Raw genomic sequence first — 8,297 nt, 5'->3', positions numbered from 1 at the left:
CCATTTTGAGTCCATTTTTTTGATTGTTTGAGGCGAATATTGAGCATATTCAACGAAAATGATCGGAGAAATGGGCCTGAATGGCTTTTCCGCAGTAGATTCACCCTAAGTCCGACAGCCTCCTAGGTGTCCCGCGATGTTTGTCAAGATAGTGGCGTACTCGCATAAATCCTTTTCCTGGAATATGCATGAGGTAGCGCGGTACAAACCTATTACCAGCCTTGCTGGAGTGAGGGCTATTTTTCGCGCAAAGCTCTTTGTGTAACTCAGGTAGCAGAAAATGCTACCCAGATTTGTGAGACTGTGTTTGGATTAACGAGGTTGGGTAGAATAATTATTTTGTATAGGAGGCCGTGTTGGAGTTTAAAGATTATTACAAAATAATGGGTGTCGAGCGGACGGCGACCCAAGACGATATTAAGCGCGCTTATCGAAAGTTGTCGCGGAAATATCACCCCGATGTAAGTAAAGAGCCTGACGCTGAGGAGCACTTCAAAAGCGTGGGTGAAGCTTATGAGGTGTTGAAAGACCCTGAGAAGCGAGCCGCTTATGATCAGCTGGGGATGGATTGGAAGTCGGGTCAGGATTTTCGGCCACCACCTGAATGGGATCAGGGGTTTGAGTTTCGTGGCGGTGGCTTTACTGATGGTGATGCTTCGCAGTTTAGTGATTTTTTTGAATCACTGTTTGGTCGTGCCAATGCGGCACGGGGGCGAGCGGGTGGTGAGCATTTCAGTATGGGGGGTGAGGATACTCATGCCAAGGTGTTTATTAACCTTGAGGATGCCTACCATGGGGCGACTCGCACGATTACTTTACGACACACCGAGCTGGGGGCTGATGGTCGTCCACAGCTGAAGAATCGAACGCTGAATGTGAAGATTCCGAAAGGGGTGCACCAGGGGCAGCATATTCGATTGTCCGGGCAGGGCGGTGCGGGTGCTGGCCAAGGAAAAGCGGGGGATCTCTACCTTGAGATTGAGTTTGAACCCCACTCTTTTTATCGAGTGGAGGGGCGTGATGTCTATCTTGATCTGCCGGTGGCACCTTGGGAGGCGGCACTGGGTGCAAAGGTGAGTGTGCCGACTCCGGGTGGTAAGGTTGAGTTGAAGGTTCCACCCGGTTCATGCTCTGGCGCTAAGATGCGCCTTAAGGGTAAGGGGATTCCGGGTAAATCGGTTGGTGATTTTTATGTGGTGTTGCAGGTGGTGCTGCCGCCTGCTGAAAGTGATGAGGCAAAAGCTTTGTATCGAGAGATGGCACAAAAGATGGCGTTTAATCCACGCGCTGCACTGGGGGTTTAGATGACGGTTACATCCTATGTCTTTAGTGGTTATATTGTTGAGGAGGAGCTTGAGCTATCACTCAGTGAGTTGAGTCAGCTCTGCTGTGTTAATGCCGAGTGGTTGATGGCTCTGGTAGCGGAGGGGATTATTGAGCCGCTGGAGCCGCCGCATGGGGGGCGTTTTGCGGGGGCTTGTATCCAGCGAGTTCGAGCTGTTCAGCGCTTACAGCGTGATCTGGGTGTTAACCTTCCGGGTGCGGCCTTGACACTTGAACTGCTCGATGAAATTGATCTGCTGCGGACGCGGCTTGCGGCGCTTTCTCCTCGCGAAGTATAATTTCACTTTGTTTGGTGGGGCTTGGCGAGGTGTCGCTTTATTGGATAGGTATAAAATTATGGGTGATGTTTTACATATTGTTTGTCCACACTGTGATGCTACTAACCGAATCCCAGCGAGCCGTGTGGGTGATGGTCCTCAATGCGGAAAGTGCCATCAAGCACTTTTTAGTGGCCGCTCGGTGGCATTGACTACGGCAACATTTGCGACCCATGTCGGGCGTAATGATATTCCGGTATTGGTGGATTTTTGGGCTCCTTGGTGTGGCCCTTGCAAATCGATGGCTCCTGCTTTTGAACAGGCGGCAGGGCAATTGGAACCTGGGGTTCGTCTGGCCAAAGTGGATACAGAAGCCGAGCAACTGTTGGCAACTCAGTATGGTATTCGTAGTATTCCCACTCTGGTGTTGTTGAGGGGTGGGAAAGAGATTGCCCGCCAACCGGGTGCCATGAGTGCGGGTGATATTGTGGGTTGGGTGCGCTCGCAGTTGTCGTGATGCTGGTTTTTTGGTTGCGTGTCCGTAGTACAGATGGTCTCTCACTTAGGCAACAGAAAGTAGCGGGCTAAATCGATACATTTAAAGTCTCAAGCTGATGTGTTCATAATGATAGAAGTACCCGTAAGAGACCGCTGCAAAAGAGGGTGCTGATAAAAAAATCTAAGCTCCGGCTTTTTGCGTTGGCAAACTTGTGAGTAGCACGCTATTCCCTCTTAACTAGCTAAACGTTATCTCTTTTTTCTCCAGCACCCTCTTTTGCAAAGGTCTCCATATAATATTTCGTCACAATCTTGTCATATCTGCTGTGTTACAGTTTTGTCTCATCGGTTGTGTTTAAACTCTAACCCCCGATAGAAACACGTATGCTGCACAAGCGCTTGATTCCACAGCAAAACAAAAAATAGCCACCGAACCTGCGGGTGCGACTAATATTTTTAGTTTCACTGTGAAACCAAGCTCTTACACATCATTTCGCGTTTCTATCTGGGGATTAGGGTTAAGTTTTCCGCTTCCCTTGGGTCAAGTCATGTGTTTGTTAAGGTATTGCTGGGAGTGGTTATGTTATGTCAATAAAGATTTTAATGGTTGAGGATGAAGCGGCTATTCGTGAAATGGTCTGTTTTACGATTACCCAGGCAGGCTATCAAGTGTCGGAGGCTGAGAGTGTTGCCGATGCCCGTGTGGCGATTGCGGATAGTCTGCCCGACTTGATCTTGTTGGATTGGATGTTACCGGGTGTCAGTGGTATTGAGTATGCACGAGCGCTTAAAAAGGATGAGATGACTAAGCACATCCCGATTATTATGCTGACTGCACGGGGCGATGAGTTCGATAAAATTCGGGGTTTTGAGGTGGGCGCAGACGACTATATCACCAAGCCCTTCTCTGTGAAGGAGCTACAGGCACGCATTAAGGCTGTTTTGCGTCGTAGCGTGCCAGCGCTGGATGAAGAGGTTATTGATGTGGATGGGTTGCAGTTGGATATGTCGAGCCACCGTGTAATGGCCAATGGCCGGTCACTGGAGATGGGGCCGACTGAATTTCGTATGTTGCACTTTTTTATGTCTCATCTTGAACGGGTATTTAGCCGAGGGCAGTTGCTTGATCGTGTCTGGGGTGGCAATGTATATATCGACGAGCGCACGGTGGATGTGCATATTCGCCGTCTACGCAAAGCACTGGAGCCTGAAAAATATGATCGATATGTACAGACTGTGCGCGGAGCTGGCTACCGCTTTTCAACCAAGGTGTAGTGGATGAGTGCGCAATGGGTCGCCGAATTATGGCGAATCGGCTTGTCGCTGCTGGCCGCTCTACTGCTTGGCCTGTTGATTGGGCATGTGTTGCTGTTAATCTGTCTAGTGCTAGTCTTTTTTCTTTTTTCCCACTTGCGTGCTCTGTATCGTCTGGATACTAGGCTGCGCCACTCCAAAAGCTATAATCTGCCCGATGTGGGCGGTGTTTGGGGTGAGGTCTATTATCTTTTTTATCGCTCTCAGCAGCGCCAGCGCAAGCGTAAGAAATTACTCGTAAGCTATCTTAATCGTTTCAAAATGATGACTAAGGCGATGCCGGATGCCACTGTGGTGCTGCGTCAAGATGGTGAAATTGAGTGGTTTAATAAAGCGGCACAGCGCCAGCTGGGGTTGCGCCATCCACAAGATCTTGCACAACGGATTGATAACCTGATTCGTGTGCCCTCGTTCATTGCATTTCTTCGGAACAAAAACAGTAGTGAACCACTCGAGCTCCCCTCGCCCAGTCACGACAATGTGACACTTTCACTGGTTGTGGTCCCCTACGGAAAGGATCGACGTTTGTTGGTGGCGCGTGATGTGACACAGCTGCATCGTCTGGAGGAGACGCGTCGTGACTTTGTAGCCAATGCTTCTCATGAGCTGCGGACCCCATTGACGGTGATTAATGGCTATCTTGAGGTGATGACTGACCTGCCAGAGAGTGATCCTTTCAAAAAACGCTGGGGCTCCCCGGTGCAGGTGATGCACGAGCAGAGCTTGCGAATGACCTCGATAGTGGAAGATCTATTGATGCTTTCCCGGCTGGAGACCGGGCCGAGAGAGGTGCATGAGGATGTGATTGATATCCCCTCTATGGTACGTATTGTGGCGGAGGAGGGGCGGGTGTTGAGTGGTGATAAAAAACAGCCCATTACGGTCGATATTGATGACTCGATCTGGTTGCGAGGCAACCAGGCACAGCTGTTCAGCGTTTTTACTAATATCCTCTTCAATGCCGTCCATTACACCCCTCCGGGTGGTGATATTTTTATCCGCTGGTATGCGACTGACGCGACTGTTTTTTTTGAGGTGGAGGATTCGGGCGTGGGTGTGGCACCGCAACATATTTCCCGTTTGACTGAGCGATTTTATCGGGTGGATGTTGGACGCTCCCGTGATGCCGGGGGAACCGGCCTGGGTTTGGCGATTGCTAAACACATACTGGAAAACCATGATGCACGTTTGACCATTGAAAGTACGGTCGGTAAGGGGAGTATTTTCCGTGGCTGCTTTCCACTAAACTTGGCGGCAAAAAAACCGAAGCGTGAAACGCCTGTTGCAGCGTCATAAAACTGTCATAAAAGCTTAATACTACTGTTACTTAATGTGAGAATAATAGGGCGATCAATTTTTGATGCGTTCAAACTGTAATATTGGGGAGATGAGATGAAGATATTCAAGAAGCTGGTTGCAGGTAGTGTTGCATTTGGCCTGATGTCAGGTGTTGCGGTTGCCGGTGCCGAGGTGGATCAGGCATTACCTGATTATGAGCGCACAAGTGGTGTGTCAGGAAATTTAAGCAGTGCCGGCTCTGATACGCTGGCCAATTTGATGACGCTCTGGGCTGAGGAGTTCAAGCGAGCCTATCCTAATGTGAATATCCAGATTCAGGCGGCAGGTTCATCAACCGCACCGCCTGCGCTCAGTGAAGGCACTGCCAGTATGGGGCCGATGAGTCGCAAGATGAAGAGCAAGGAAATTGAGTCTTTCGAGAAAAAACATGGTTACAAGCCAACGGCTGTTCGTGTTGCTATCGATGCACTGGCTGTCTACGTGCACAAGGATAATCCCCTGGAAGGGTTAACCATTCCTCAGATTGATGCCATCTTCTCTTCCACACGCAAGTGCGGTGCGGATGCCGATGTGCGTAAATGGGGTGACCTGGGCCTGACGGGTAGTTGGACTGACCGGGATATACAGCTGTTTGGCCGTAACTCTGTTTCAGGTACCTATGGCTACTTTAAGAAAAAAGGGCTGTGTAAGGGCGATTTCAAAAATACCGTTAACGAGCAGCCGGGTTCGGCTTCCGTGGTACAGTCAGTCACCGCTTCGCTGAATGCCGTTGGTTATTCCGGTATCGGCTACAGAACGGCTGGTGTGAAGCTGCTGCCCTTGGCTAAAAAAGCAGGTAAGCCATTTATTCCGGCAACGCTTGAGACTGCAAGCTCGGGTAAATACCCACTGTCACGCTACCTGTATGTTTATGTAAACAAACACCCAAACAAAGCACTGCCACCCATGGAGTATGAGTTCCTTAAGCTAGTGCTTTCTAAAGTGGGTCAGGGGGTCGTAGTGAAGGATGGTTATGTGCCCGTATCGGCTGCGATTGCCGAAAAAGAGCTGGCCAAGTTGCGTATCTCTCACTAGAGCAGCCCGCTTCAGTGGACAAAATAGAACCCGCTTCTGCGGGTTTTATTTTGTCACAAAAAACAAATAATAGCGTGGGTATTACCCTATTAATTCTGTGAATTCATACGGTTAAACACGGATGGCGAAAAGCTCGTGACGTTGCTGTCACATTGCTGTCATAATTGGCCGTTAAATTTGCCTCCACAACAATAGTGGCTATGTATTATGACTGCCAAGATAGATATAAATAAAACGGCTGCAGCGCGGCTGCGCCACAACAAGAGACGCATGGTGAAAGATGTGCTGGCTCGGTATGCCGTTACTGTCGGTGGTGCCAGTGTCATTTTGGCGATTGCGCTGATCTTCTTCTACCTGTTCTTTGTGGTGGTGCCGCTCTTCAAATCCGCAGAGATTGACCCTGTGGCCAGCTATAGTGTGGAGAGTGCGGGTAGTAGTGAAACACTCTACCTGGCGATGGAAGAGCAGTCTGAGATCGGTGTGCGCTTTACCCGCTCAGCGGTTGCCGAGTTTTATAATCTGGACGATGGTTCACTACGCTATCGTGAAGAGATCGAGTTACCTGCCGGTGCGGCGGTAAGCTCTTTTGCTTCCGCAGCGCTTGAGCATGGCTTGGTTGTTTACGGGCTCTCTAACGGTCAAGCGGTGGTGGTTAAGCACCAATACAAAGTCACTTTCCCAAATGATCAGCGTAAGATCACCCCGCAAATTGCTTACCCCTTTGGCGAGGAGCCCATCACTATTGATGATGAGGGCGATATCCTGAGCTATATCGCTTTTCAAAATGGTGAAGAGGAGGCGACCATTGCCGCCGCGACCAACGATGGTCGGTTGCTGATGACGCATCTCATCAAAGAAGAGTCGATGATGGATGAGGGGATGTTCGATATAGAACAGGAGAATCTCACACTCAATTATGACTCCAGCACCCTGGACTATCTGTTAATGGGGCAGGAGCAAGATAAGATTTATGCGATTGATCAGAGTGGCGAACTTAGTTTTTTCAATATTCGTGATAAGGAAGAACCCGAGTTAGAGCAGCGTCTGCGTATTGTTGAACAAGGTGCACGGGTGACCACGGCCATGTTCCTAACGGGCGGCATCTCTTTGATGGTGGGGGACTCTACCGGGCGCATCAGCCAGTGGTTTCCGGTACGTGATGAGCACAATAATAAAGTATTGACGCTGATTCGAAGCTTTGACGCGCAAGATAAACCGATCGATAAAATTGCTATAGAGTCTGGGCGTAAAGGTTTTGTGGCCGCAGATCGTGACGGTAATATCGGTCTTTACCATAGTACGGCACATCGGACGCTACTTGTAGAGCCACTGGCCGATACCGCAATTCATGCGATTGCCATTAGTCCGCGGGCTAACGCTATGTGGTTTGAAGACCAAAATGGCAAGATGCAGTTCTGGCGAATTAATAATGAACATCCTGAGGTCTCCTGGTCCTCTTTGTGGGGCGAAGTATGGTATGAGAGCTATGAGGAGCCGGAATACACCTGGCAGTCCTCCTCTTCTAGTAGTGACTTTGAGCCAAAATATAGCCTGGTTCCCATCTCCTTTGGTACCTTGAAGGCCGCCTTCTACGCGATGTTGGTGGCGATGCCACTGGCTATTTTGGGTGCTATTTATACTGCCTACTTCATGGCACCTAAAATGCGCAATATTGTTAAGCCGAGTATCGAAATAATGGAGGCACTGCCGACCGTTATTCTTGGCTTCTTGGCCGGACTATGGCTGGCTCCCTTTATAGAGAGCCATCTACCCGGTATCTTCATTATGCTGATACTGGTTCCTTCGGCCATTATCTTGGCGGCATTCTCTTGGCAGTTTGCCCCCCGCCGATTACGCCATGCGATTCCAGAAGGGTGGGAAGCGGCTCTGTTACTGCCGGTGGTTGTGATCGCGCTCTGGCTCTCATACGGTTTTAGCCCCGCTATTGAAACCGCTTTTTTTGGTGGTGATATGCGCCATTACCTCTCTAATGAGCTGGGTATCGATTTTGACCAGCGAAATGCTCTGGTGGTTGGTCTTGCGATGGGTTTTGCGGTAATACCCACCATCTTCTCCATTGCCGAAGATGCGGTGTTTGGGGTGCCACGTCACTTGAGCCACGGCTCGTTAGCGCTGGGCGCTACTCCCTGGCAAACGATGTGGGGGGTTGTTTTGTTGACCGCAAGTCCGGGTATCTTCTCAGCGGTGATGATCGGATTTGGTCGCGCCGTGGGTGAGACCATGATTGTATTGATGGCAACGGGTAATACACCGATCATGGATATGAGTATCTTCCAGGGGCTGCGTACCTTGTCGGCGAATATTGCGGTAGAGGTGCCTGAGTCAGAAGTCGCCAGTACCCATTATCGAATCCTGTTTTTAGCGGCACTGGTGCTGTTTGCCTTTACCTTCTTCTTCAATACGCTGGCGGAAGTTGTGCGGCAGCGTCTGCGTAAAAAGTACAGTTCACTGTAAGCTGGCTGAATTAAATTAAGTGCTACACCCCGATCC

7 protein-coding genes are annotated in these 8,297 nt (G+C 49.8%); all 7 read left to right on the top strand.

Annotated features, from left to right (window positions below):
- Positions 1–356: 356 nt before the first annotated feature.
- The 7 genes from L3J94_10470 (at position 357) to L3J94_10440 (ending at position 8,261) form a co-directional block, all read left to right on the top strand.
- Positions 357–1,304 carry a DnaJ domain-containing protein gene (locus L3J94_10470; GenBank protein MCF6219155.1) on the top strand — a complete coding sequence of 316 codons (948 nt, stop codon included), beginning with the start codon at positions 357–359 and terminating at the stop codon, positions 1,302–1,304.
- Positions 1,305–1,622: a chaperone modulator CbpM gene (locus L3J94_10465; GenBank protein ID MCF6219154.1), complete on the top strand. Its 318-nt coding sequence runs from the start codon at positions 1,305–1,307 to the stop codon at positions 1,620–1,622.
- 58 nt (positions 1,623–1,680) lie between these two features.
- Positions 1,681–2,118 carry a thioredoxin TrxC gene (trxC, locus tag L3J94_10460; GenBank protein MCF6219153.1) on the top strand — a complete coding sequence of 146 codons (438 nt, stop codon included), beginning with the start codon at positions 1,681–1,683 and terminating at the stop codon, positions 2,116–2,118.
- Between the two features lie 566 nt (positions 2,119–2,684).
- A complete protein-coding gene (gene phoB, locus L3J94_10455; protein MCF6219152.1) occupies positions 2,685–3,374 on the top strand; it encodes a phosphate regulon transcriptional regulator PhoB in 690 nt (229 codons plus the stop codon).
- A gap of 3 nt (positions 3,375–3,377) precedes the next feature.
- A complete protein-coding gene (gene phoR, locus L3J94_10450) occupies positions 3,378–4,709 on the top strand; it encodes a phosphate regulon sensor histidine kinase PhoR (protein ID MCF6219151.1) in 1,332 nt (443 codons plus the stop codon).
- 96 nt (positions 4,710–4,805) lie between these two features.
- The gene (locus L3J94_10445) at positions 4,806–5,786 is read left to right on the top strand and encodes a phosphate ABC transporter substrate-binding protein PstS family protein (GenBank protein MCF6219150.1); all 981 of its coding nucleotides are present in this window, start codon (positions 4,806–4,808) and stop codon (positions 5,784–5,786) included.
- Between the two features lie 207 nt (positions 5,787–5,993).
- Positions 5,994–8,261, top strand: coding sequence for an ABC transporter permease subunit (locus tag L3J94_10440; protein MCF6219149.1), 2,268 nt, complete (start codon positions 5,994–5,996; stop codon positions 8,259–8,261).
- The last annotated feature ends 36 nt before the right edge of the window (positions 8,262–8,297 follow it).

Source organism: Gammaproteobacteria bacterium, from assembly GCA_021647245.1.
Lineage (GTDB): Bacteria > Pseudomonadota > Gammaproteobacteria > RBG-16-57-12 > RBG-16-57-12 > JAFLJP01.
This window is presented reverse-complemented; position numbering and strand designations above follow the sequence as displayed.